This is a genomic window from Streptomyces sp. NPDC021212 (assembly GCF_044332925.1).
Lineage (GTDB): Bacteria > Actinomycetota > Actinomycetes > Streptomycetales > Streptomycetaceae > Streptomyces.
The window spans coordinates 866,656-888,998 of sequence record NZ_JBIRPZ010000002.1; the positions used below are offsets into that span (position 1 = coordinate 866,656).

The 22,343-nt window shown below is 70.6% G+C and carries 19 protein-coding genes; 9 read left to right on the forward strand and 10 right to left on the reverse strand.

Going from position 1 to position 22,343, the window contains the following annotated elements; all coding sequences use genetic code 11:
- Nucleotides 1–324 precede the first annotated feature (324 nt).
- Genes ACH4SI_RS08065 through ACH4SI_RS08080 form a run of 4 tightly spaced genes read left to right on the forward strand, consistent with a single transcriptional unit; the run spans nucleotide 325 to nucleotide 9,273 of the window.
- Nucleotides 325–1,764 (forward strand): PD-(D/E)XK nuclease family protein, encoded by a 1,440-nt coding sequence (locus ACH4SI_RS08065; protein WP_398293826.1) that lies wholly within the window; start codon nucleotides 325–327, stop codon nucleotides 1,762–1,764.
- An 8-nt stretch (nucleotides 1,765–1,772) separates the two neighbouring features.
- The gene (locus tag ACH4SI_RS08070; RefSeq protein WP_398293829.1) at nucleotides 1,773–2,927 is read left to right on the forward strand and encodes a hypothetical protein; all 1,155 of its coding nucleotides are present in this window, start codon (nucleotides 1,773–1,775) and stop codon (nucleotides 2,925–2,927) included.
- On the forward strand, nucleotides 2,920–6,351 hold the full coding sequence (locus ACH4SI_RS08075; RefSeq protein ID WP_398293832.1) for a signal recognition particle: 3,432 nt from the start codon (nucleotides 2,920–2,922) through the stop codon (nucleotides 6,349–6,351). Before ACH4SI_RS08070 ends, ACH4SI_RS08075 begins: the two co-directional genes overlap by 8 nt.
- A 60-nt stretch (nucleotides 6,352–6,411) precedes the next feature.
- Nucleotides 6,412–9,273, forward strand: coding sequence for a pPIWI_RE module domain-containing protein (locus ACH4SI_RS08080; RefSeq protein WP_398293834.1), 2,862 nt, complete (start codon nucleotides 6,412–6,414; stop codon nucleotides 9,271–9,273).
- A 7-nt stretch (nucleotides 9,274–9,280) separates the two neighbouring features.
- Here ACH4SI_RS08080 and ACH4SI_RS08085 read toward each other — a convergent pair whose 3' ends face one another.
- Nucleotides 9,281–10,168 carry a helix-turn-helix transcriptional regulator gene (locus ACH4SI_RS08085; protein WP_398293837.1) on the reverse strand — a complete coding sequence of 296 codons (888 nt, stop codon included), beginning with the start codon at nucleotides 10,166–10,168 and terminating at the stop codon, nucleotides 9,281–9,283.
- Nucleotides 10,169–10,272: 104 nt separating this feature from the next.
- Between ACH4SI_RS08085 and ACH4SI_RS08090 the strand changes: the two genes are divergently transcribed.
- Together ACH4SI_RS08090 and ACH4SI_RS08095 are read left to right on the forward strand one after the other, a co-directional pair.
- Nucleotides 10,273–11,220, forward strand: a complete 948-nt coding sequence (locus ACH4SI_RS08090; protein ID WP_398293839.1) for an SDR family NAD(P)-dependent oxidoreductase — start codon at nucleotides 10,273–10,275, stop codon at nucleotides 11,218–11,220.
- 50 nt (nucleotides 11,221–11,270) lie between these two features.
- Entirely contained in the window at nucleotides 11,271–11,885 is a 615-nt protein-coding gene (locus tag ACH4SI_RS08095) for a hypothetical protein (protein WP_398293841.1), read from the forward strand.
- A 57-nt stretch (nucleotides 11,886–11,942) separates the two neighbouring features.
- Here the strand turns inward: ACH4SI_RS08095 and ACH4SI_RS08100 are convergent, their stop codons facing one another.
- The 4 genes from ACH4SI_RS08100 to ACH4SI_RS08115 all read right to left on the reverse strand — a co-directional run bounded on the left by ACH4SI_RS08100 (nucleotide 11,943) and on the right by ACH4SI_RS08115 (nucleotide 16,357).
- On the reverse strand, nucleotides 11,943–12,620 hold the full coding sequence (locus ACH4SI_RS08100; protein WP_398293844.1) for a hypothetical protein: 678 nt from the start codon (nucleotides 12,618–12,620) through the stop codon (nucleotides 11,943–11,945).
- A 115-nt stretch (nucleotides 12,621–12,735) separates the two neighbouring features.
- Nucleotides 12,736–14,178 carry a GntP family permease gene (locus ACH4SI_RS08105; RefSeq protein WP_398293846.1) on the reverse strand — a complete coding sequence of 481 codons (1,443 nt, stop codon included), beginning with the start codon at nucleotides 14,176–14,178 and terminating at the stop codon, nucleotides 12,736–12,738.
- On the reverse strand, nucleotides 14,175–15,452 hold the full coding sequence (locus tag ACH4SI_RS08110) for an MFS transporter (protein WP_398293848.1): 1,278 nt from the start codon (nucleotides 15,450–15,452) through the stop codon (nucleotides 14,175–14,177). The genes ACH4SI_RS08105 and ACH4SI_RS08110 overlap by 4 nt, the downstream gene beginning before the upstream one ends.
- 122 nt (nucleotides 15,453–15,574) lie before the next feature.
- Nucleotides 15,575–16,357 carry a GntR family transcriptional regulator gene (locus ACH4SI_RS08115; protein ID WP_398293850.1) on the reverse strand — a complete coding sequence of 261 codons (783 nt, stop codon included), beginning with the start codon at nucleotides 16,355–16,357 and terminating at the stop codon, nucleotides 15,575–15,577.
- Between the two features lie 61 nt (nucleotides 16,358–16,418).
- Here ACH4SI_RS08115 and ACH4SI_RS08120 point away from each other — a divergent pair, with 61 nt between their 5' ends.
- Nucleotides 16,419–17,279: an amidohydrolase family protein gene (locus ACH4SI_RS08120; protein ID WP_398293852.1), complete on the forward strand. Its 861-nt coding sequence runs from the start codon at nucleotides 16,419–16,421 to the stop codon at nucleotides 17,277–17,279.
- Between the two features lie 9 nt (nucleotides 17,280–17,288).
- Entirely contained in the window at nucleotides 17,289–18,044 is a 756-nt protein-coding gene (locus tag ACH4SI_RS08125; RefSeq protein ID WP_398293854.1) for an SIR2 family NAD-dependent protein deacylase, read from the forward strand.
- A 21-nt stretch (nucleotides 18,045–18,065) separates the two neighbouring features.
- Here the strand turns inward: ACH4SI_RS08125 and ACH4SI_RS08130 are convergent, their stop codons facing one another.
- The 5 genes from ACH4SI_RS08130 to ACH4SI_RS08150 all read right to left on the reverse strand — a co-directional run bounded on the left by ACH4SI_RS08130 (nucleotide 18,066) and on the right by ACH4SI_RS08150 (nucleotide 21,707).
- Nucleotides 18,066–18,950: a M1 family aminopeptidase gene (locus ACH4SI_RS08130; protein WP_398293856.1), complete on the reverse strand. Its 885-nt coding sequence runs from the start codon at nucleotides 18,948–18,950 to the stop codon at nucleotides 18,066–18,068.
- A complete protein-coding gene (locus tag ACH4SI_RS08135; RefSeq protein ID WP_398293858.1) occupies nucleotides 18,947–19,363 on the reverse strand; it encodes a hypothetical protein in 417 nt (138 codons plus the stop codon). The genes ACH4SI_RS08130 and ACH4SI_RS08135 overlap by 4 nt, the downstream gene beginning before the upstream one ends.
- The gene (locus ACH4SI_RS08140; protein ID WP_398293860.1) at nucleotides 19,336–19,533 is read right to left on the reverse strand and encodes a hypothetical protein; all 198 of its coding nucleotides are present in this window, start codon (nucleotides 19,531–19,533) and stop codon (nucleotides 19,336–19,338) included. Before ACH4SI_RS08140 ends, ACH4SI_RS08135 begins: the two co-directional genes overlap by 28 nt.
- A gap of 156 nt (nucleotides 19,534–19,689) precedes the next feature.
- Nucleotides 19,690–20,193, reverse strand: coding sequence for a methylated-DNA--[protein]-cysteine S-methyltransferase (locus ACH4SI_RS08145; protein WP_398293862.1), 504 nt, complete (start codon nucleotides 20,191–20,193; stop codon nucleotides 19,690–19,692).
- Complete coding sequence (locus ACH4SI_RS08150; protein WP_398293864.1) at nucleotides 20,190–21,707, reverse strand: AlkA N-terminal domain-containing protein; 1,518 nt, start codon at nucleotides 21,705–21,707, stop codon at nucleotides 20,190–20,192. Before ACH4SI_RS08150 ends, ACH4SI_RS08145 begins: the two co-directional genes overlap by 4 nt.
- A gap of 151 nt (nucleotides 21,708–21,858) precedes the next feature.
- Here ACH4SI_RS08150 and ACH4SI_RS08155 point away from each other — a divergent pair, with 151 nt between their 5' ends.
- Nucleotides 21,859–22,242, forward strand: coding sequence for a CU044_2847 family protein (locus ACH4SI_RS08155; RefSeq protein ID WP_398293866.1), 384 nt, complete (start codon nucleotides 21,859–21,861; stop codon nucleotides 22,240–22,242).
- Nucleotides 22,243–22,343: the final 101 nt, after the last annotated feature.

Consider the following 22,343-nt stretch of genomic DNA (forward strand, 5'->3'; position numbering starts at 1 on the left):
GTGAGTGTGAACAACCATTCTGGTTGACCTTATCCACACGACATGGTTCTCTGGAGTGGTCGGCCCTTCATGAGCCGACCGACACATCGCCGTGTCCACGCGGCGATCCGACGCGCACGGGGAGGGCGAATGGGTGGTCGGTGGCGCAAACCCGCGTGGCTGACAGGGGATGAGGGACTTCTTCGGATCGGACCGGGCACGGGTGGGGACGAGGAGCACACGTGCCCTTCTCACACGGCGGCCAAGGCCCGCCCGGCACTGTGGCCGGCTCAGCGCCTGCGGCTGCCCAAGCCGGAGACTGAGACGTTCACCCTCGGCCCGGTCATGGACACCCTCGACCGGATCGAGTTCCACGGAGAGACGCTCGAGCACGCGCTGGCCCAGCTGAGCTCGCGGGTTCCCGCCCTCCACCCCGGACATCTGAGCTACGCGGAGCACGCCGTGCGCTCGTACTTCGGCGGCGGCAAAGGCCCGGAGAACGGCGTGGACACGCTGCGGCCGGTGAAGCCCTACTGGGTCGTGCAGCGCGAAAACGGCAAGTTCTGGGAGATGTACGCCTGGTGGCGGCGGTACGAGTCCCCTGATGGACGCGTGCGGGAATACCGTCGCCTGCGGCACGGCATGGCGAAGGGATCCACTCCCGGGGAGATCGCGATCGCGGCGTACGTGGCGCTCCACGGCCGCATGTCGGCCTGGCCTCACAAGTGGAGCAGGAGGTTCCAGCCGTACGGCCCCGCCGCCAGGCCCGAACGGGTGCGCGTCGTCGAAGTGGGACTCGCCGACGGGAAGCCCGATGTCCAGTTCGACGGCACGGCCGAAGAGGCTGAGACCTACTACGCCGAGCACGGCCACAGCCATGTGACGCGTGTGGTGGCAGGCGGAGAGCCGACCCCCGGTTCCTCGTGCGTCGACTGCAAGCAGTTCACCGGATGCGGCGCCCTCCAGCGCACGCCTGGTGTCCTCGGGCTGCCCTCGCGAATAGCTCCGCTCCGGAAGGTGTCGGTAAGCGACCTGCGCTATCACCGGACCTGCCCCGCACAGGCGTTCCTGCGCACCCTGCATCTGCCCACCTCCGATGAGTACAGCAGTTCGGCCAAGCTCGGTCAGGCGGTGCACGGATGGATCGAGGGCCTGCACCGGCGGGCGGGCTGGCCGGCCTGCACGGTTGCCGACATGCCGAAGGAGGGCGAGAACTGGACCAGCGGGCGGTGGCGGGTACCCGACGAGGAGGCGGCGATCGGGCGGACGATACTCCTCCACCATGTGGACGCCTGTCCCTTCCAGGACTCCGCGCTGATCGAGCGGGTCGAGACCGAGGCGCTGCGGGTGGTCCACGACACCGCCGGGCAGGCGGTCGTCATCGCCAAGCCGGACCTGCTCTACCTCGAGGACGGTGCATGGGTGTGGCGGGAGCTCAAGACCACCCGAAAGCGCCGGTGGCACCACGACGACCTGCTGGAGGAATTCCCTCAGCTCGCGCTCGCCGTCACGCTGCTGGCCCAGGGCGCACTGGGCGGTGATGCATCGGGATCGCGTGTCGAAGTCGAAGTGCTCAAACCGGAGACTTCGGAACCGTTCGTCATCGATCCGGCGGATCCGGAACGGCTGGCGAAGGCTTTCGCCGTACTGCGGCGGTACGCCGGGCCATGGCGCGAGGACGAGGTCCATGAGGCCCGGCCCGGACCTCACTGTCGGTGGTGCCCGGTATCCCGGTGGTGTCCTAGTGCCGCATCCGCCGAGGGTGCGACGGAGGGGGATGCGTAATGTCCTCGATGAAGACGGGTGCGATGCTCGGCGACGCACCGACAGGTCCTGATGAGACGCTGCTGCGGCTGGTCGCCAGCGCTCTGGCCACACTGTCCCGGCTGCGCACCGTGCCCAATCCGGTCTATCCCGCCAAGGTGCAGAATGCATACAACCACCTCGTGCTGCACTGCCTGCGCCGAGGTACCGACCCACCGGGCAGCGTCCCCGAGATGGTCCGCTGGGGGGCGGAACGCCCACTGGAAGCATGGCCGTTGGATCTCCCCGAAGAGCTGCGTGCCGGAGAAGCAGTGCTCGTCGACCCGCAGACACGTCTGCCTCATCAGCTATGCCTCGAGTGGGAGGTGAACGCGGCCGACCCTGCCGCCGAGCTCTTCGAGAACGACCGGATTCTGGAAGCGCTCGCCGTGTGCCGCGCTGCGAAGGCTCCTCGGGCGTACACCGCGTTCCGCGCACTGCTCACCTCCAGGCCGGTCCTCACCGGGGCCGAACTGGCTCTGCTCGGCGGCGACCCGGAGTGCGGCATGCTGCTGCACAGCGTCATCAAGCGCTGCTACGAACCGGCTCCGGCGTCCTATCTGCGCGGTGGTGTCTACCGGCAGTGTGAACGCTGCCGCTGCCTGATGGTGCCGCTGCACCGGGGCGGGCATCTGTGTGAACTCGACCGCTGCCGACGCGATGGGACGGACGGTACCGGGGTGGAACTTTCCCCGGAGAAGGGAGGCGTGTTCCAGCTCAGTCGCCCCCTGCGCATGTTCGTCACCAGCCCGGGGCTCGCCGAGACCGATCTCGAAGCCGGGCTGAAGGAGAAGTACGGGATCCAGGCCGAGATGTGGCCCCAATACGACGCCTACGATCTGCGGGTTCCTCTGCCCGGTGGGAGGCACTGGGCCGTCGACGTCAAAGACCGCGTCAACCCGGTCCTTCTCGCGCGCACCCTCACACCGTTCCGTACCGAACCGCCGTACGACCGTGCCTTCCTCGTCGTACCCCGCTACCGCTTCCGGGAGAACGAGGCGTACGGACGCCAGTTCCGGCGCAACCTGCCGGACGAGATGAGCGACCGCGTCACCCTGCTCGACGACCGCGCCTTCCTGCGGCTGGTCGGTGATGCAGTGGCCAGCCACGCCGACACTCACGCCGAAGGAGGCCGTCATGCGTGACCGAAGTGGCTGGCACCGGCGCTGCTCACCGCGGCAGCTTGCCGAGGTGTGGCCGACGAGCCTCGGGAGCTTCCGGCCCGGTGATCTCCTGGACGTCGAGCTGGGACTGTACCTCCTGGAGAGTGCCATGCCGACCCGGGCCGCGGTCGACGTCTGGCCCCTGCTCGGCGGCTACCCCTACAGCGAGGCGTTCGGTGACGTCCACACCGATGAGCAGCGGCTGCGTATTCTGCGTGCGCGTCACCACCTGTGGGACCTCAGGCGACGCCGGGCCTGGATCGAGTCGCTCACCGACTATCTTTCTGTACCGCAGCAACTGCGTGGCTACGACCTCGACGGACCGGACAGCCAACCGCGCCGCCGCGAACCCGCGCGCGCAGCCAAGCGCTTCCGCGTCTTCGAGGAACTGCTCACCAGCGCACCCGCGTTCGCCACCCAGCCCATTCCGCTGGCCGAAGAAGGCGAGCACACCTTTCGGGTCCAGGACCGCACCCACTCGGTGGAGTTCACCGAGCATCTACTGACGGACACTCTGCCGCGCTCCCACGCTTTGGAGGCCCTGCCCGCCGGGCTGGGTGAGCCGGTCGAAGTCACCTGGGAGGAACTGGAGAAGTCCGCCGAAGGAATGGACACCCTCGAAGCCGCCTCGGCAGAAGGGCCCAACGGCGACTGGGCACGGCGGTTGCGGCGCGTAAAGCTGCTCGTACGCGATGATGAGCTGGGCAGGTTCACCGAACAGGGCCGGATCAGGATCGACCGGCTGCTCCACATGGTGGGCATGGTCGGCGCGGGCAAGTCCACGATCCGCGACATCCTCACCTTCCATGTGGTGACCCAGACCCCTCGCCGGGTCACGATCGTGGTGGGCGATGTCGCGGAAACGCTCGCCGTGGTGGAGCAGTTCACCCGACTCGGCGTACGCGCAGCCCCCGTGCTGGGACACTCCACTCGAGAGCGCAACATCAGCCGCCTGCACCGCCGCACGGCAACGGCGGGCGCGTCCACCATGCTCGAACACGATCACGCCGGGTTCGCGTACCTCAGCAGCGCCTGCCCTGTGGATGTCCTGCGCGGGATGGAGGCGCGACGCCCCCTCGGCATCCGGGAGGCACCGTGCCTGAGTCTCCACACAGTTCCGGATCGCGACACTGGCGAAGGTGATCCGTTCCTCGACGAGGAGACCCCGGCCGCCCACAACGGTGAGCGGCCGAAGCCGCAGCGGCGGCTCTGCCCCTTGTGGAATCGCTGCCCCCGTCACCGCGGCGCTCGCGACCTGGTCGATGCCCAGGTGTGGGTGGCCACCCCGGCCGGCCTCGTGCACAGCTCTGTACCCCGGCACCAGCACGACGAACAGCTCCGCTATCTGGAACTCGCCTGCCGACTGAGTGACTTGATCATCGTGGATGAGGCGGACCGCGTCCAGATGCAGCTCGATACAGCCTTCGCACCGGCCAGCACTCTGGTCGGACGGTCGCCGAATTCCTGGTTCGACGAGGTCGCCGTTCACAAGTTCCAGCAGATGGCCCGGGACGGTCGGCTCCAGTTGTCCGCCCGTGACGTGGACGACTGGACCAATGCCGTCAATACCGTGAGCGCCGCGACCGACCGTCTCTACGCGCTGCTGGTGCAGCACGGCGAACTCAGGAGGTGGATCAGCATCGATTACTTCAGCGCCTTCACGCTGCACAACCTCCTGCTCGACAGCTGGTTTTCCGACCGGAAGAAGGGCGAACAACCGCCGGAGGCCGCCCGGGCGCTGGACAGTGCCCTTCTGCGATTCCGCGACGACCCACTCCATGAGCAGCAATCGAGCGGGGCGGAGGACGACGTGACTCCGCTCGTCAACACCTTCGTCCACCTGACGCTCGAACTTCTCCACGCGCCGCAGGGGGCACGTACACGCGAGCGGTTGCGGGACACCCTCATGGACATCGTCGGCCAGGACTCCGAGGTGCTGGACCGGATCGACATGCAAGCGCGGCGGTTCGAGTTCACCCTGATCCTGGCCGCCCTCCACAGTCGGCTGGACTTCATGACCACCCTGTGGCCGCGCGTCGAGGCCGCCCTCAATCTGGAGGTCGCCTCCAACGTACTGTCGCGCAGGCCGCCGAAGGACTACGAGGCGGTCATCCCGGAGTCCCCCATGGGCAATGTCCTCGGATTCCAGTTCCGCCACGACGACAGGGAGCGCGACGGCGACCGCAGCGGTGAACTGCGCTTCTTCCACTGCAACGGCGTGGGCCGGGAACTGCTCATGCGACTCGGCGACCTGTGCGCCGTCGACGGGCGCCCCGGCCCCCATGTCCTGCTGATGTCTGCCACGAGCTGGGCGGGCACATCCAGCCGGTACCACCTCCACGCCGAGGTCGGAGCGGTTCTCAGGCCCTTGGACGAGGAGGTCCGGGCCGTCCTGGGTACCGAGTTCCGCAAGGAGTTCCTGTACTGGTCGGACGGCGACCAGCCCAAGCCGTTGCGTCTATCGGGCTGCGACCCCGAGGAGCGCCCCCAGGCCCTGCTCCAGATGCTGCACCAGTTGGCCGTGCCCGATCGTAGTCTGCCGGCCGCGGTCAGCATGCTGGATGCCGAACTGGACGAGATAGAGGACCCGGACCGGCGCCGCATCCTGCTGCTCGTCGGCAGCTATGACGAAGCACGCCGGGCCGCCGAGTACCTCAACCAGATTCCCGAATGGAACGGCCGCATCACGCAGTTGGTGTCCGACGATGCCGACTCGGACACCGCATGGACCCGGATTCCTGAGGACACGGCCGTGCGCACCCTGCCCCGAGGGGACGTCAAGACGTTCCCTTCAGTCGGTGGAGACATCCTCGTCGCCCCACTCCTTGCCGTGGAGCGCGGCCACAACATCGTGCTGAACGGAGGCAAGGCAGCCATCGGCAGTGTCTACTTCCTGGCCCGGCCGCATCCCAGGCCCGACGACATCTCCCTCGCTATCCAGGCGATCAATGACTGGGCCGTCCGACAGCTCCGCGACGTGGAAGGGACGTTCAGGCAGGGTGCGCTCGCCGCGGCGACTCCCGACCGGGCCGGCGTCGCCTTCCGCAGCCGTGCGCGCCACCAGTGGAATCGCTTCCTCACCAGGCGCCTCGCCTGGTCCAGTCTGCGCGAAGACGAGAAGACCGCGTTCACGTGGGACCAGCTCGTTGTCATGTGGCAGGTCATCGGACGGCTGGTGCGTGGCGGTGTACCAGCCAGGGTCGTATTCGTCGATGCCGCCTTCTCACCCCGCGAGGCCGGCTTCCACGCCACCGACACCCCCGAGACCAGCCTCCTGGCAAGTGCTCGTGAAGTCCTCGCACCCTACTTCGACAGCGATCCGGATTCCGAGTTGACGCCGGTCGACAAGTCACTCGTCCAGGAACTGTACGAGCCTCTCTACCGCGCACTTGCGGACATGGGCTGATCCACGCGGTCCACCGTCACCGTTAAAACCCTTATCTCACACTCAAGGAGAACAAGCACCGTGGAATACCAGCGCATCCGGACCGCTGCCTACATGCCCGACCCAGCCCAGGGCTCCTTCGCGCATCCGCTGTACACCCTCGCCCTTCCCACCGAATGGGAGGAGCAGATCCTGAAACTCCACCACTTCGGGCTGAGCGAACGTGAGGCTGCCTGGCGCCGGCGGGTTCCCACGAGGAACATCAACCAGCTGATGCGCGCCACTGCGCCCGATGTCGTCACCGTCGACTCCACAGCCACCTTCGGCGCTCAGCAGCCGTGGCTGTACTGTGCCAACGAATACCCGATGTCCGTCATGAACAGTTTCATCGCGACCTGGCTCCGGCACCTCCAGCGCAAGCCGGACGATCCGGAGTCAACTGCCCTGCTGATGGAGACCTTCCGGAGTATGGACACGGCGTCCCTGCAGTGGCAGATGAGCATGGTGGATCTCCTCGCCCAGCAGAGCCTCTCCCCTGGCGGAACGGCCTCCCCGGCCCAGCATGTGTATCGACTGCTCCCCGATGTCCTGGCCGGCCGGATCACTCACCTGGAGCCGTACGAGCACAACGGCGAGCGCCTGGAGTTCCACCAGGTCGCTGGCATCGGGGGTACCAGGGGACCCGGCAGCGGCGGTGCGGAACTGATGTCGTGGCCGCCCAGGGAGCACGCGCCGAAAGCCAAGAGTGACGGCAGCGGAAAGCGTTCGTACTACTCGGCGGTCATCCGGATCAGTGTGCGCACCGTTCCCTTCTCCTCCATGCCACGCGTGCATCTGAGCGCAGGAATCCGCCGGTTCGTCACGGGCAAGGTGTGGATGCCGTACCAGAAGGGTGCGTCGGTCTATCTGCGTCCGGACGCCTCGCTCGTGCCCGACGGCCCGGAACCGCAGCGCTTCTCCGTCGCCATGATCCAGTGGAAGCACGGCACGACCGACTGGCGCCAGGGCGGCGCGGAAGGGATGCTCGCAGGAGTGACCGCGCTCGACGGGTTGCCGTCGGTGGACCGGCTCGTCAAAGAGGCCGACCACTGGATCGGGGGACGCGACGGCATCGCGCTCGCAGTCGGTCATCAGACCACGATGGGCCCGCACACCATCGGAACCGGGCTGATGCCGAGTGAGCGGCGACGGCTGATCGAGTGGGCGGAGCAGGCACTCGCCCCAGAGCTCGTACCAGTGCCGCAACTGGAGCGCAGCGGCTACGCCCATCCGCCCAAGAAGCAGCTCAAGAAGCTGCCGTCCATCCCGAAGAAGGAGATCCCTCAGGCAAAGCTGGCCGCCATCATCGATCACCGCGAGCGCGCATCTTCGGACAATGCCTCACTGCGGCGCAAGGCCCTCGCCGAAGCCCTCGAAGGTGCCGACTTTGTCGGACTCATCCTGCACCAGACGGACGACCAGCGTGACCGGCTGGTCGCCGCGGCAGAGGAGAACCTCGGGCTTGCCGGACAACGCGAGGAGCACAGGCCCGACAGTTGGGTGTGGGAATCGGAAGAGCTGACGGTCAGGCTGCATGCCCGGCCGCTCGGCACGCTCGGCGCTCCTCTCGGAGGAGACCGGATTCCGCGCCGGGGCAAGGAACACGAGGAAGCCATCGGGGAGCGCCGCCGGGCTGTGGCGAAGACGTTGAAAGAGCTGCGCGACAGCATGCCCGGCGTGCAGGTCGCGTTCGTGGAGCTTGAGGGCGATCGCAGTTTCCTTCGGGAGAAGCGGCGCACCGACCCCAAGCACGCGATCCGCCTCGGCTCCGCGGACGCGGGACTGGTGACCCAGTTTATTCGCCCCTTGGACACCGAGATGGAGGCCGAGAAGGCTGAAGAGGACGCCGTCCTGCGGGCGGCCGCGGCATGGTCTGACGGTCTCCGTCAGACGGGCATGCGGTTCGTTCCTCAGCACACGTTGGGCGAGCTCATCCCACCCGGTCTCAACCAGGTCGCGTTTCATCTGGTCGAGCGCCGACACGACGGTCCCACGGGGAAGGCACAGTTCACGCCCATCGCCGTGCTCATCCGGCCTGGCGCCAAGTGCATCATGGGCAAGACCGCAGAGATGCACCAGTGGGTGCCATACCCGGAGCTGTTGAAGTCGCTGACGGGGCGGGTGAGGGAGGCGGAACTCAAGACCTCTGCGCAGCAGTCCGCGCTCATGGCAGCCTTCATCAAGAAGACACTGGCGGGGCTGCGCAGCGCCCCGACCCTGGTCCTGTCCCACGCCCAGGACATCCGTAAGCGGTGGCCGTGGCTGAGGAACGATGGGCTGGAGCAGGACCGACTCGGACTCGACTGCGGCCCTGCTCAGCGAATCGGCCTCTACGGCAGGCATCTACGCGTGATCCGAATCGCCGACAGCAGCCGGGATGAGACCTCTCAGTGGTGGGCCGAGGCGGAAGAGCTACGCCCCGAACAGATGGGCAAGCGGCGTGCGGGTATCGCGAAGGGGCTGTGGGTGCCCAGGGCGCCGGGTGAGACGGGCCGTGTCTTCTACAGCACGGCCGACAAGTCCAGTACCCAGACGAAACTTACCAACGACGATGCCAAGTTGACCGGTCATGTCAACGCTCAGGGCAAAAGCGCCTTCCGTCCCACGACGAACGCCTGGAACCCAGAGCTTCTTGAAGTGGCCGTCGCTTGTCTGCAGCCAGGCGACAATGCGGAGGCCTGGGCTGCCTTCGTCCACCAGCAGCGGTTCTGTGACGACTACCGCGATGTCCTGGGGCTGCCACTGGTCCTGCATCTCGCACGCCTGGCGGATCAATACGCCCTTCCTCACGAGGACGAAGAGGCAGTGGACCCCGAGACCTCACAAACCGCGGTCTCTTCACCAGAGGAACCGACAGGGCAGATGACCTTCGACTTTGAGTCATCTGAGATCGACGAAGAGTAACCAGACCTCAGCGGTGCGGTCGGTCCCCCGCCGCACTACGAGGCGTGCTGGCCCGCGCCGGTTCGGCGGCGAGGGAGGCCAGGAGGGCGAGGCGTTCGGCGGTGGGGGTGCCGGGCTCGGCGTGGTAGAGGACGAGGATCTGGCGGTCGGTGTCGGGCAGCGGCAGCTTCTCGTGGCGCAGTTCCAGCTCGCCGACCTGCGGGTTGGTGAGCGTACTGGCGCCGCTGCGCTTGGGGCGGACGTCGTGGCGGGCCCACAGCTGCCGGAAGCGTTCGCTGCGTACGGACAGCTCACCGACGAGTTCGGCGAGGGCCGGGTCGTCCACGTCGGGGCCGACGAGCGCGCGCAGGGCGGCGACCGAGCCCTCGGTGCTGGCCTCCCAGCGCCCATGGGCGGCGCCGGATGCGGGGTCGAGGAAGAGGGCGCGGAGCATGTTGGTGCCGGGAGTGAACAGCGGGGAGAGGGCCTGGGCGAGCGGGTTGGCGGCGAGGACGTCCAGCAGCCGCCCCTGGACGTACGCGGGCGTGTGCGGCCAGGTCGCGATGAGCCGCCGGATGCCCTCCGGTACGCGTTCCGGGCGGCGGGGGCGGGGGCGGCGGCGGGGGCGGTCCGGCACGGCGAGGCGGTGCAGATGGGCGGTGGCGTCGTCGTCGAGGCGGAGTGCGCGGGCCAGGGCATCGAGGACCTGCGCGGACGGGTGCCGGTCGCGCCCCTGCTCAAGCCGGAGGTAGTAGTCGGCGCTGATCCCGGCCAGCAGCGCCAGCTCCTCCCGGCGCAGCCCCGGAACGCGGCGCCGCCCGGCGGCGGGCAGGCCCACGTCCTCCGGACGGATCCGTTCGCGGCGGGCCCTCAGATACGCGCCGAGCGGAGTCCCCGCCCGATAGTCGCTCCCCATGCCGTCCACCGTACGGGCGCCGGGCGGCGGTGAGCCTGGTCCTGTCACTACCAGGACCGGCGGGGCTCTGGGTACCCGGCACGGCCGGGAGCACCGTTGACGGCATGACACGCATCACGACACCTTTCGGGCCCCGCTCGACCGCCGCCGAGGTCGCCGCCGACGCCGACCTGTCCGGGAAGCGGGCCATCGTCACCGGGGCGTCCTCCGGAATCGGCACGGAGACGGCCCGCGTTCTGGCGGCCGCCGGTGCCGACGTCACCCTCGCGGTCCGCGACCTGGCGGCGGGCGCCGCGGTGGCCGCCGGTATCACCGAGGCCACGGGCAACAAGGCGGTGCGCGTGGCCCCTCTGGAGCTGGCCGACCCGTCGTCCGTCGCGACCTTCGTCGCCGCCTGGGACGGTCCGCTCCATGTGCTGGTCGACAACGCGGGCGTGATGGCGCTGCCGGAGCTCCAGCTCACGCCCGAGGGATGGGAGACCCAGTTCGCCGTCAACCATCTGGGGCACTTCGCCCTCACGGTGGGCTTGCGACCGGCCCTGGCGGCGGGCGGTGGCGCCCGGGTCGTCTCGGTCAGCTCCTCGGGGCACCTGTTCTCGCCGGTCGTCTTCGACGACCTCCACTTCGCCTTCCGGCCGTACGATCCGTGGCAGGCGTACGGCCAGTCCAAGACCGCCAACATCCTCTTCGCCGTCGGCGCCGCCGCCCGGTGGGCCGACGACGGCATCGCCGTCAACGCCGTCGCCCCGGGCTCCGTCCCGACCAACCTGACCCGCCACCTGGGCAGGCCCTCGGGCGTCACGCTGGAGGAGGGGCTGCGCAAGACGGTGGAGCAGGGCGCGGCCACCACCGTCCTGCTGGCCGCCTCGCCCCTGCTGGAAGGCGTCAGCGGGCGGTACTTCGCGGACTGCGCCGAGGCGCTGCCGGTCGCCCGGCGCCCGTCCATGGCGCCGGTCACCGCCGCGTTCATGAACGGCGTCGCCCCCTACGCCCTCGACCCGGCGGCCGCCGACCGGCTGTGGGAGGAGTCCCTCACCGCCCCCATCCGGTAACCTGAACCGCTCACAATCTGGGGGGATTTGTGCGAAGACCATCGACCACCGTGACGGCTGCGCTCGCCTGCCTGGCGCTGGGTGCCGCCGTCGCCGGATGCACACGCAGCGCCGCCGCGGAGAAGCCGTCCGCCTCGAAGGAGCCCACGGCTCAGCAGATGCTTGACGCCGCGAACGACACGATGAAGGCGCTCAGGTCAGTGACCGTCGACGCGAACGCCTTCGATGCCTCCGGTGAAGACCGTTCCACCCGCCTGAGGACCGACCTCAAGGGCAGGTGCGCGTCCAAGACGACCTGGGCCACCGGTCGCAGCCTCGAGGAGATGCGGATCGACGGGACCGACTACGTGCGCACCAACCAGGGCCGCTGGAGCGCGGCACCCTCCCGCGAGGCGAAGCCCGAAGAGGGGATCACCGGCTGCACGTGGCCCTTCACCACCTTCGGCGTGGCGAAGAAGCGCAAACCGACCGAGGTCAACGGCAGCCCGGCGAGGCGGTTGCTGGTGACCGACAAGGCGGACGGGGGAGGGACGTACACCTTTTACATCGCCACCGAGGGCAAGCCGTACATCCTCAAAGTCGTCTACGAAGGCGCGGTCTACCACAGCATCACCACCTTCAGCGCCTTCGACGAGCCGTTGGATGTGCGGCCTCCGGCCACGTAGGCCGGGAGCGAGGTCTGACGCATACGGCCCGCCAGACCCCGAGGGCGTCGGCGGCCGTCAGTCGCGCGCCAGGTCCCACGCGCTGCCCAGCCAGCCGTCGTGGGAGCCGAGGAGGGCGACGAGGGCGGCGAGGGCGCGGGCGTCCCACCAGTCCTCCAGCGCCTCCAGTTCGAAGGCGCTGCCGGGGCCGCTGTGGTAATCGAGGACGACCCGGCGGTCGACGCGCCACTTGGTGCGGCGCGGTGGGCGGGCGACGTCGCCGCTGCCGCCGATGATGCTGCCGATCGCGATGGCCAGTTGGAGGGGCGAGATCAGCCACCACATGAACCACCAGAAGGCCCGCCCCTTCAGCCCGACCGCGGACGGACCGCCCGCCTGCTGGACGGTCCAGCGGGTGCGGACCCTGCCGCCCCTCATGGCCGGGTCGCGGGTGATGAGGGCGAGGGGCTCATTGGCGGCGCCCAGCACCTCGTACGTTGCCGGGCCGCTCTTGGCCGCCGACTTGGTCACGACGTGCGCGAACACCTGCCGACGATGCGGGTCGGCCCAGAGGGTGAAGGCGCGGGTGCCGTCCTTGCGGGCGGCGCGGTAGGCCTTCAGGTCACCGCCGGGCGGGTCGCGGCGCTCAGGGAAGGCGAGGGGATGGACGGCGCGGTCGGGCTGCGGGGCGGTGTCGGAGATCCGTATCGTCCGGGTGACGCGCCCGTCGTCCGGCGGTTGTTCGTTCTTGCTCACGGTCCGACCGCTCAGCCATAGGAACCGCCCCATGCCCGTACTCCCCCGTCACGCCGTGTTCGTCTGGTGCTGGCGCGGACTCTACCGGTCCGGTTGACGGTGTGCGCCGTCGGTCTCAGGCGAAGACGGACAGCAGGAGTGCCATGCCGAGGCCGAGCACGCTCACCAGCGTCTGCACCGCGGTCTGCGTCTTCGCGGCCTGCGTCAGGCTCATGCCGAAGGACTCCTTGACCAGCCAGAATCCGGCGTGGTTGACGTAGTTCAGGCCGAGCGAACCTGAGCCGATGGCTATCACCAGGAGGGACGCCTCGAGGCCACCGCCGGTGCCGATCAGCGGGGCGAGGATGCCGGTGGCGGAGACGATGCCGACCGTTGCCGAACCGGTGGTGAGGGACAGGAGCAGGGCGATCAGCCAGCCCAGGACGATCAGGTTCATATGGGCTCCCTCGGCCGCCGACGCGATGGCGTCGCCGATGCCGGAGTCCTTCAGGACCTGATTGAACGCGCCGCCGCCGCCGATGATGAGCAGGATGGAGGCGATGGACTGCAGACTGCCCGTCATCGAGCGGCGGGTCTCCTCACCTTGGCCGCCGCCGCGCACGACGGTCACGCCCAGGGCGAAGAGGAATCCGGCGAGCATCGCGACGAGGGGTTCGCCGATGAAGACCAGCGCGGCGCCCAGTTGACTCGATTCGTCCAGCGCGGTCTCGGCGAAGGTGCGCAGCAGCATGAGGGCGACGGGGACGAGGACGGCGCAGATGGCCAGGCCGGTGGGCACGTGGGAGCGGGTCGCGGCGGTGTCGTCCGGGCGGAGTTGGGCGCCGGGGCCGCCCGAGCCCGCGGTGGCCGGGGCGGGCCGCGGTTCGGTGCCGGTGAACTGGGCCACCAGCGCCGCGTCCGGGCGGACCTCGGCGAGCCGGGGCGCGATCCACCGGGCGTAGACGGGACCGGCCAGCACGACGGCGGGGACGGCGCAGATGACACCGGCCAGGAGGGTGAGGCCGAGATCGGCGTGGAGTCCGGTCATGGCGGTCAGCGGGCCGGGGTGGGGCGGCAGCATGCCGTGCAGCGTGCAGAGGGCCGCGATGGCGGGCACCCCCAGCAGGACGTACGGGGAACCCTTGGTGCCGCCCTGGGCCTCCAGCCTGCGGGCCACGCTGAAGATCAGGGGCAACAGCACGATAAGACCGACCTCGAAGAACATCGGTACGCCGATGACGAAGGCGGCGCCCGCGACGAGCCAGGGCAGCCGCCGGGTGCTGGACCGGTCGACGATGGCGTGGGCGATGGCGTCGGTCGCGCCCGAGTCGGACAGCAGACGGCCGAGCATGGCGCCCAGCGCCAGCGTGATGCCGACGTCGCCCAGGGTGCCGCCCGCGCCTTCCTCGATGGACGCCGCGAGTTTGTCCACGGGTTCGCCCGCCGCCAGTCCCGTGCCGACGGCGACGACGATCAGCGCGACGAACGGGTGGATGCGAAGGCGGGAGTTGATCAGGATGATCAGCGCCGCTATCGCCACGGTCAGGATGAGCAGGAGTGACCAGGCGTGCGTGGTCATACGGTGGTGCCTTTCAGACGGGACGGTGCGGGCGCCGCGTCGGCGCGGGGGGTGTCGAGTTCGCGGTGCGAGGTCTCGGGCAGGAGAGCCACGGCGATGACGGCGAGTCCGTAGGCGCTGCCCGCGAACAGGCCGATGCTGGTGCCCATCCCGAGCCGGTCGCCGAGGAAGCCGACGAAGGCGGGGAAGGCCGCCGCGACGATGCGGCCGAAGTTGTAGCAGAAGCCCTGCCCGGTGCCCCGCATCGCGGTCGGGTACAGCTCGGCGAAGATCGATCCGAGCCCGGCGGGGATGCCCGCGGAGAAGAAGCCGAGCGGCATGCCGAGGAAGAACATCTGGGTGTCGCTGATCGGCAGGAACAGATAGGTCACGACCGAGGCCAGGCACATCACCGCGAAGAACATGATGTTCCTCCGGCGGCCGATCCGGTCGGCCAGGACGCCCGAGGTGACGTATCCGAAGAACGCGGCGGCGATGAACGCCGCCAGGTAGCCGCTGGTCTCCAGCACCGACAGGCCGTGGGTGGTGCGCAGGTACGTCGGCAGGAAGGTGGTCAGGGCGTAGTAGCCGCCGTGGCTGCCGAGGCCCAGCAGGGCACCGAGGAGCGTGACCCGCAGCAGATCCGGCTTGAAGATCCGCAGCGGCGAGACCCGGTTCCCGTCCCGCGCGACCCGCTGCCGGTAGAGCGGCGGATCGGTGACCTTGCGGCGGATGGCGATGACCAGGACGGCGGGCAGCGCACCGAGCCAGAACATGATCCGCCAGGCCCAGCCTTCCGGGAACAGGCTGAACAGGACGGTGTACGTCGCCAGGGCAAGACCCCAGCCCAGCGCCCAGCCGCTCTGTACGGCGCCCAGCGCCCGGCCGCGGTGGCGGGTGCCCATGTACTCGCCGACCAGGACGGCCCCGGCCGCCCATTCGCCGCCGAAGCCGAAGCCCTGGACGCCGCGCAGCACCATCAGCTGGGGGTAGTCGGCGGTGAAACCGATGAGAACCGTGGCGACGGAGTACACGACGATCGTCCACCGCAGCACCCGGACGCGCCCGTAGCGGTCGGAGGCCCAGCCCGCCAGCCAGCCGCCGACGGCCGTGAAGAGGAGGGTGACGGAGGCGAGCGTGCCCGCGGCCCCGGTGCTCAAGTGCCAGGTGGCCAGCAGCGTCGGCAGGACGAGCCCGAACATCTGGGCGTCGGCGGCTTCGAGCGTCCAGCCACCGAAGGCGGCCCAGAACGCGCGTTTCTGTGGGGTGTCGGTGTCCCGGTACCAGGCGAACATGCGGCGGCTCTCTTCAGTGGTGCTCGGTCGTGCTCAGTGGTGCGGGGGTGCTCGGTCGTACTCAGGGGTGCGGGGGTGCTCGGCCGTGCTCAGAGGTGCGGGCTTCGTGGTGCCGGGGCGGGTCAGCGGATGTCGACGCGGTAGCGGAAGGTGTGCGCCGGTCCGCGCGAGCGGCGGTACTCCAGCGGCTTGCCGTCATGGGCGCGGGCGACGCGTTCGACCACGACCACCGGCTCGGTGCGCCCGCAGCCCAGGAGCAGCGCGTCGGCCGCGGTGGCCGCCTCGACGCTCAGCTCCTCCGTGGCGGCGGCGACGATCTGCCCGCAGTGGCGTTCGTACGTCGGATACAGCAGGTCGCCGAGGTCGTCGGCGCCGATGCGCTCCAGCGGCTCGAACAGCGGGAGCGGAAGCCAGATGTCCTCGACGAGGACGGGCCGCTCGTCGTACAGCCGCAGCCGGTGCAGGTGCAGCACCTCGCTGCCGGGGCTGACGCCGAGGGCGGACGCGATGGCCCGCGTACTCACCTGCCGGGCGGCGGAGAGGATGCGGCTGCGCGGAACGCCGCTCCCGGCGGCCCCGAACCGGAAGAAGCGGAAGAGGGAGGCGTCCAGGGACGCCCTCCGGACGAACGTCCCGGTCCCCTGACGCCGCTCCAGCAGCCCCTCGTCCACGAGGTCGCGGAACACCCGCCGCATGGTGCCCAGGGAGACCCCGTAGTGCGCGACCAGGGCGGACTCGGCGGGCAGCGGCTCGTCGGGCGACCACTCCCCCGAGCGGACACGCTCGGCGATCACCTCGCGGAGCCGGGCGTGCAGCGGCAGACGGGGGTCGGTCCGGGCGAGGGCGGCCTCTCCGGGGCTCTCGGGCGGCCCGGAGCCCTCCGGCGTGGACGGGATGGAGTGCATGGCGAGAGCATGCTCCGGATTCCTGCTGACGTCTAGTCCTCCATAGGACTATTCTTGGTGAGTGACTTTCCCCGAGCCCCCGCCGCCCGCCGCCGTCGACACCCACGCCCACGTCTTCACACGTGGTCTGCGGCTGGCGGACGAGCGGCGGTACAGCCCGGACTACGACGCCACGGTGGACGCGTACGTATCCCTGCTGGACGCACACGGCCTCGCGGCCGGGGTGCTGGTGCAGCCGAGCTTCCTCGGCACGGACAACTCCTACCTGCTGGAAGCCCTCCGACGGGCACCGGACCGGCTGCGCGGCGTGGCCGTCGTCGCCCCCCGCACGCCGGGGGAAGAGCTCGACCGGCTCGCGGAGGCGGGCGTGTGCGGGATCCGCCTCAACCTGATCGGCCGCCCGGTGCCCCCGCTGGGCGAGGAACCCTGGCAGCGGCTGGGCCGTGAACTCGCCGCGCGCGGACTCCACGTGGAGGTGCAGGCGCGGCAGCGGCAATGGGAGGAGCTGGAACCCTGGCTGCTGCGCTGGCCCGGCGCGGTGGTCATCGACCATCTGGGGCTGCCCGCCCTCCCGTCGCTCGCGTACCCCGGCGCAGCCGCGCTGTTCCGTCTGCTCGCCGCCCCGCATGTGTGGGTGAAGGCGGCCGCCCCGTACCGTTCGGCGCCGCGGGCGGCCACGGCGATGCTGCGGAGCCTGCTGTGCACCGGGGCCGTCGAGCGGATGGTGTGGGGCAGCGACTGGCCGTGGACCCGCCATGAGGAAGGCCGCGTCTACGGCACCACCCTGACCTGGCTCACGGCGGAGCTGGGCCCCGCCGAAACCCGGCGGATCCTGTGCGCCAACCCGGCCCGGCTGCTCGGCTGGACGCCCACCGCCGGGACCGTCGAAGGCTCCCGCACGGCGGCCGCACCGCGCGCGTAGGCTCGCCGCATGAGCAGCGAGACGACGCGGCGGCCCCTCGTCGCGATCCTCAGCGGGGCGGGCATCTCGACGGACTCCGGCATTCCCGACTACCGCGGCCCGCAGGGGCTGTGGCGGCGCGATCCCGAGGCCGAGAAGCTCGTGACGTACGACTCCTACATGACCGACCCGGACATCCGGCGCCGCTCCTGGCAGATGCGCCGGGAGAGCACGGCGCTGCACGCCCGGCCGAACGGCGCGCACGAGGCCGTCGCGCGGCTGGAGCGGTCGGGGGTCCCGGTGCGCGTGATCACGCAGAACGTGGACGGGCTGCACCAGCTGGCCGGGATGCCCGAGCGCAAGGTGCTCGAACTGCACGGCACCGCCCGTGTCGTGGAGTGCACGCACTGCGAGCAGCGCTCGGCGATGGACGAGGCGCTGGAGCGGGTCGCGGCGGGCGAGGCCGACCCGGCGTGCCGGGACTGCGGCGGCATCCTGAAGTCGGCGACGGTGATGTTCGGGCAGGGCCTGGACCCGGAGGTGCTGACCGAGGCGGTCGCGGTGGCGCGGGGCTGCGAGGTCTTCATCGCGGTCGGCACCAGTCTCCAGGTGCAGCCCGCGGCGTCGCTCGCCGGAATGGCCGCCGAGAGCGGCGCCCGGCTGATCATCGTCAATGCCGAGCCGACGCCGTACGACGCGCTCGCGGACGAGGTCGTCCGCGAGCCCATCGGCACGGCGCTGCCCGCCCTGCTGGAGCGGATCGCCGGGGGCGACGAGGCGCCCTAGACGTGCTGTCCGGGCAGCGGGTTACGAGGTCCGCCAGTCGGGGTGGCCGGGCATCGCGGGGAGCTTCTGCGCGTACAGCCACGAGTGGAGGAAGGACGTCAGGTCGCGGTCGGCGACACGGCTCGCCAGGCGGACGAAATCGGCGGTTCCCGCCGTGCCGTCCCGGTGCTCCGTCACCCACGCGCGCTCGATGCGCCGGAACGTGGCCTCGCCGACCTCCTGCCGCAGCGCGTACAGCACCAGCGCGCCGCCCTGGTACGCGCCCCAGCCGTAGGGGGCCATCCCCGGCTTGAAGGCGCCGGGCTTCGGCGCGGCGATCGGTCCCTGCGCGCGCAGCCGGGCGGCGGAGTCCTGGTAGGCGCGCTTCATGGACGCGGCCAGGTCGCCCCGGTCGCGCTCCTCCTGGTCCCACAGGTTCTGGTAGTAGACGGCGTGGCCCTCGTTGAGCCACAGATCGCGCCACCGGCGGGGAGAGACGCTGTTGCCGAAGTACTCGTGGGCGATCTCGTGCGCGACGACCGTGTCCGAACCGTTGGCCTCCATGCCGTCCTTGGTGAGTTCCGACGCGGCGAGCAGGGTCAGGGACTGCGTTTCGAGTTCACCGCCCGCGGGTGTCGCGTAGATCCCGTACGTCCGCAGCGGAAAGCCGCCGAGGCGGTCGGTGACGAACCGCAGCGCCTCGGGCACGACCGCGTCGATCTGCGGCATGAGGTCGTCGGCCTGGCGGGTGGAAAGGGCGTAGCGCAGCGCGATCCCGTCCGGTCCGCGCCGCTTGACCACGGTGAACGGGCCGACGCCGATCTGCATCAGCTCGGGCGCCAGCTTCCGGCGGCTCTCGAACCGCCGGACCGTGTAGGACCCGTCGCGCCGGGTGCCGGTGAGTTCGCCGTTCGCGATGGCGTTCATCCGCGAGGGGCCGCGATGGTGAGGGTGGCCGGGGCCTTCTGGACGGGATGGTCGGCGAGGGCCGCGATCCGGTGCGCTCCCGAGGGCTGGTTGACGGTCTGTACGAATCCCCCCGCCCGCACCATGCCGACCGCAGCGGTGCCGAGCTTCGCCGCCTCCTCCGGGCCCGGCACCTCGGCGTTCACGGTGACCTTCACCGAGAACTCCCGCCCGCCGGGCACCGCTTCCCGCGGGGTCACCCGCAGCTCCTCCCCCGCGTGCTCCCAGGCCGCCTTGTGGCCGTCGACCGTCACCGAGCGGACCGACGTCCCGGTCAGATCGAGGTTGAAGCGGGAGAGGGAGTGGGTGGCCCGGCCGCGCAACGTGGTGGTCGCCGTGTAGCTCTTCAGGTCTTCGGCGTAGCGGAGCGCCACGCGTAGTGGCGCACCGCGTAGCCGCCGTTGCCGAGGCCGGGGTGCAGCGTGTCCCCGATCCCGGCGGCTCCGGGCGCCGGGGCGCCGGTGTCCTTCGAGACGGCCGCGATGTCGTCGGGGGTGCAGCCGGTCCCCCTGCCAGCGCGCCGACCAGCGCCCCGACGATCCATGGGGTGAGGGAGCGGTGTCGTGTTCGTCGTGTGTTTCGGGCCATGAGCCCACGTTCGCGCGTGCGGTGGTCTCCGGGGATCGGCCGGACGACGGGTTCCCGGCCATCGGCATCGGCCGAATGGACGACCGGTCGGAGGCGGTCCGATGCGGAACGCTCAGAAGAGGCCGGCCGGTTGCCGCCGCGCCTCGAAGTCCAGCAGCCGCCGCTTGCGGTCGAGGCCGCCGCCGTAGCCGGTGAGGCTGCCGGTGGAGCCGACGACGCGGTGGCAGGGGACGATGATGCCGACCGGGTTCTTGCCGTTCGCCAGGCCCACGGCGCGGGAGGCGGTGGGCTGTCCGATGTGCTCGGCGAGCCGGCCGTACGTCCAGGTCTGCCCGTACGGGATGTGGCGCAGCGCGTCCCAGACGCGGCGCTGGAAGGGCGTACCGGTCAGCCGGAGCGGCAGGTCGAACGCGGTCAGCTCGCCCGAGAAGTAGGCCGTGAGCTGGCGGATGGTGGCGGCGAAGGGGGCGTCGTCGGGGTCGCCGGGGGCGCCGAAGGTCTCCTCGGGCGGGCGGTGGCGCTGTTCGGTCATGTAGAGGCCGGACAGGTCGGTGCCGGTGGCCACCAGGGTGAGCGGGCCGTACGGGCTGTCGACGACGGTGTGGGTGCGGGTCACGAGGGGATTCTCCTGGTTCGTACGGGCCCGGCGCAGGTGTTTCCGGCGGGCAGGCGGTTGATGGCGTGGCTGCCGTCGTTGGCCCAGAGGTACTGGACGGCGTACGCGCGCCAGGGCCGCCAGCGGGCGGAGTGGCGGGTGAGGGCCCCGGGCGTGGCGGGCAGCCCAAGGTCGGCGGCGGCCTTGCGGATGCCGAGGTCGGTGGGGAGGAACGCGTCCGGGTCGCCGAGCCCGCGCATCGCGATGAGTTCGACGCTCCACGGCCCGAGCCCGGGCAGCGCGGTCAGCCCGGCCCGGGCCTCGTCCCAGTCGCTGCCGACGCCGAGCGCGATCCGCCCCTCGGCGAGCGCGTCGATCAGCCCGGTGAGGGTGGCGCGGCGGGCGCGCGGCATGGCCAGCGCCTCGGGGTCCAGTGCGGCGAGGGCCCCGGCGGCCGGGAAGAGGTGGGTGAGCCCCCCGCCGGGGTCGGCGACGGGGTCGCCGTGCGCGGTTACCAGCCGGGCCGCGAGGGTGCGGGCCGCGGCCGTGGACACCTGCTGGCCGAGGACCGCGCGCACCGCGAACTCCTCCGCGTCCACCGACCGCGGCACCCGCCGCCCCGGCGCCTTGTCGACCAGCGGCCGCAGCTCGTCGTCGGTGCGCAGCAGGTCGTCCACGGCGGCCGGATCGGCGTCCAGGTCGAGCAGCCGGCGGCAGCGGCTGATCGCCCCGGACAGGTCCCGCAGGTCGGCCAGGGACAGCTGGCAGGCGATGTGGTCGGGGCGCGGGGCGAGGGCGACGACCCCGGGCCCGTACGGCAGCCGCAGGGTCCGCCGGTACGCCCCGTCGCGCCACTCCTCCACCCCCGGTACGGCGGTGGCGGCGAGGTGGCCGAAGAGGTTGTCCGGGCACAGCGGCGCCCGGAACGGCAGCCGCAGCGTCAGCGCCCCCGGCACGGCGGGCCCGGGCTGTTTCCGGGCGCGCTGCCGCAGCTCGGTCGGGGAGAGCGCGAAGACCTCCCGTACGGTCTCGTTGAACGCCCGGATGCTGGCGAACCCGGCCGCGAACGCGATGTCCGCCATCGGCAGCCCGCTGGTCTCGATCAGCAGCCGCGCGGTCTGCGCCCGCTGCGCCCGGGCGAGCGCGAGCGGCCCGGCGCCCAGTTCGGCCAGCAGCTGCCGCTCGATCTGCCGGGTGCTGTAGCCGAGCCGCCCGGCCAGCCCCGGCACCCCCTCCCGGTCGACCACCCCGTCGGCGATCAGCCGCATGGCGCGGGCAACGAGGTCGGCCCGCTCGTTCCACTGCGGCGACCCGGGGCTCGCGTCGGGGCGGCAGCGCTTGCAGGCCCGGAACCCGGCCTGCTGGGCGGCCGCGGCGCTCGGGTAGAACCGCATGTTCTCGGGCTTCGGACCGACGACCGGGCAGCTCGGACGGCAGTAGATGCGGGTGGTGACGACGGCGATGAAGAACCATCCGTCGAAGCGGGCGTCCTTCGCCCGTGCGGCCCTGAGGCACCGGTCGGTATCGGTGTACATGGGTCCAGCATCGGCCACCGGGCGCCGCCGGGCTCGCGGGAATCCGACATCGACGTCCCAGGGGGTGTCTCGCCGGTCATGTCGGGCTCCCGTCCGGGGATTTTGCGACGAAACAGCAGCCCGGAGCCCTGGTGATCGGCATGATGAAGAGGTGACGGAACACCGAGAGATACCTCTGGCAGACGGCACCTCCGTACGGCTGGAACTCGCCCCCGTGGGGGACGCCCCGCTCACGGACGCCTACGGAGACGTGGGCGGCGTCGGAGGCGTGACCCCGGTGGGGCGCGGGACCCGGGCCGCGGCCGCGCTCGCCGACGCCGGGCTCGGCGTCGTCCTCCAGGGTCTTGGCTCGGTGCTCCAGGACGTGCACGACGCGGTCCGCTCGGCACCCCGGCCGCCGCAGGAGTTCACCGTCCAGTTCGGGGTGCAGGTGGGCCAGGACCTCAAGCTCGGCATCGTGGGGGCGAACGGGAACGCCAGCCTCACCATTTCGGCCACCTGGCGGCCGGAGGAGCAGACCGTTCCCAGGGACTGAGCGGAAGAAGCTCCTATAGATCGTCAAGCGGCTTGCTTGAACTGGTCAGCGGTGATGTGAGGGTGGGGTAGATGCCGGTAGACCTCGCGGGCGACGAACCG